This window comes from Streptomyces sp. NPDC002265 (genome assembly GCF_040296125.1).
In the GTDB taxonomy this organism is placed as follows: Bacteria; Actinomycetota; Actinomycetes; order Streptomycetales; family Streptomycetaceae; genus Streptomyces.
Genome location: NZ_JBEOWS010000646.1, coordinates 1 through 2,133, shown reverse-complemented (window position 1 = coordinate 2,133; position 2,133 = coordinate 1). Strand labels below are relative to the sequence as shown.

Annotated in this window: 2 protein-coding genes; both read left to right on the top strand. The window is 70.9% G+C overall.

Going from position 1 to position 2,133, the window contains the following annotated elements:
- Positions 1-302: 302 nt before the first annotated feature.
- A complete protein-coding gene (locus ABT085_RS45910) occupies positions 303-929 on the top strand; it encodes a helix-turn-helix transcriptional regulator (RefSeq protein WP_351623112.1) in 627 nt (208 codons plus the stop codon).
- 467 nt (positions 930-1,396) lie between these two features.
- Complete coding sequence (locus ABT085_RS45905; protein ID WP_351623109.1) at positions 1,397-2,089, top strand: SpcZ; 693 nt, start codon at positions 1,397-1,399, stop codon at positions 2,087-2,089.
- The last annotated feature ends 44 nt before the right edge of the window (positions 2,090-2,133 follow it).

The following is a 2,133-nucleotide window of genomic DNA, read 5'->3' as shown; positions in this document are numbered from 1 at the left end:
GTCATCGACGGCGGACAGATCAAGACCCTCTGACTACCCCCGATGGACACCCCTGCAGCCCCGCCCGGACGCCGTGACGGCCCCATGGCCGAGCGACTGCCGGGCGAGGCGGTGGTGACGGGGAGAACGGGGCTTCGGCCGCGCGCGACCGCCCACAACGAGCCGAACACCGTCGGCCGGTCACGGACCGTCGGCCGGTGCAGGTACCTCGACCGAGCACTGCATGCACGGTCTCGCGTCATGTGAGCAACATCGGAATCCCGAAAGGACGCCAGGTGAGCGACTCTGGACCGTCGCGACCCATGCAGGTGACCGTCCTGGCGGAAGACAGGCTGACCGCGCAGGGCGTGGAAGCACATCTCGCCGCGGACGACCGCGTGCACGTGATGCCGGTGGGCGCCGAGGAGAATCCGGACGTTCTGCTGGTCATCACGGCCAAGCTGGAGGAGAAGACATTCACGGCGCTGAAGCGCTACTGCCCGGAGGACCCCGCAGCGGCACCTCGGCTCGTCCTCGTGGCCAACAAACCGACCGCCCAGCAACTCGTCCGGGTGATCGGGCTGGGACTCGTGGCCTTCATGTCGCGCGAGGAGACCACCCTCGCGGACATCACCGAGATGCTGTGCGCGGTGGCCCGCGGCGCCGCGTCGCTGCCGCAGTCCCTGCTCGGTTCACTGCTGGAACAGATCCGTACCCGCCAGTGGAACGAGCAGAGCCTCGACACCGAAGACGACTCGTTGTCCTTCACCGCGAGGGAACTCGCGGTACTACGGCAACTGGCGGCGGGCTTGAGCACCACGGAGATCGCCGCTGCGCTGCACTACTCGGAGCGAACCGTCAAATACATCATCCACGAGATGATCGCGCGGCACGGTCTGCGCAACAGGGTCCACGCCGTCGCCTACGCACTGCGCCAAGGCCTCCTCTGACGGGCCCGGCCATCGGATCCCCGGCGCCGAACCGTCCTCGGACGAGCACGGGCGCGACGCCCGGGCCGGGTCAAGCCGCCGCACGGTCCGGCGGTTCGGCGGCGGCTCCCGCGTGAATCCGACGACGGAGTTGCCGCAGTGCATAGTGACCGTCGGCATCCGGGTTGCCGATGCCTTCCAGGATGTCCAACGTCTGCCTCAACGCCCGGGGCGAACTGTCCGTCTCGCCCGCGGCACGATGCGTGTCGGCGATGTGGACGAGGGTGTCCGCCCCCGGACAGGAATCCCGGACAGTGGTCGAGCACCCGGTTGGCTGACGCGCGGGCCGGGGCATGCCGCGTGTCTGGTGCTCACTTCAATTTCAGGACCTGCCCGCGGGTGGATTCCGTGATCTCCGAGACGGAAGAATGCGCCGTCGGACCGATTCTTCTGGCCCCCGACCGGGGCCATGTGCCCCGGAGACCGTGATGACGACCCGATCGAGCAGCCCGCCGGAAACCGCCGGGACACCGCTGGTACCCGACTGGACCGTCCAGGTCGGCGGTGCGCTCGCCGACGAGGCGAGCGGCGACGAGAGACTGGTGGGCCCCGCCGCCGGGACGTCGTTCGCCGCCCTCCATCTCTGGCATGCCGGGGCGGTGGCGGACCTGATCGGCGAGGCGGTCGCCCGGCACGGCGGGGATCCGGCTCCGCACGAGGCGCTGCGGGCGGTGCACGCACGCGCGGTGGCCGGCGAGGTGTTCGGCGAGAGCGTGTGGTTGGCGGTGCTGGAACCGGCGTTGCGGGAGGTGTACCGGCTGGCCTATCCCGGCGAGCAGGTCCGCGCCAGGGCGGCCGCGGCAGCCTCCTCCTTCGCGCTCTCGCGCGGATGGGCGGAGAAGGACGCAGAGGACTACGGGGACACCTACGCGCGGATGCACACCGAGGTGAGCGAGCGGGTGTACGTAGGGGCGAACGCCATCGCGAACGCCGCCGCGTACGCCCTGGCGTTCGCCACCCGGGACGCGCGGGAGTACGCGCATGCCTGGCCGTTCGCTCTGGTGCAGGCGTGGATCGCCGCGTACGCGGGGGCGGATGCCACCGACGGGCAGGCGGCGCAGGAGGCCCGGGCGCGCCTGCGGGGCGGTCTTGCCGAGGTGGTGGTGCGCGCCACGGCGTGAGCGCGGGACGGGGCAGGCGTGGTGCACGGACCGTACGGTCCGTG

Bases quoted from the DNA above. Each gene is read 5' to 3' on its own strand.
- ABT085_RS45910 (WP_351623112.1), top strand. From the start codon at position 303: ATGCAGGTGACCGTCCTGGCGGAAGACAGGCTGACCGCGCAGGGCGTG.
- ABT085_RS45905 (WP_351623109.1), top strand. From the start codon at position 1,397: ATGACGACCCGATCGAGCAGCCCGCCGGAAACCGCCGGGACACCGCTG.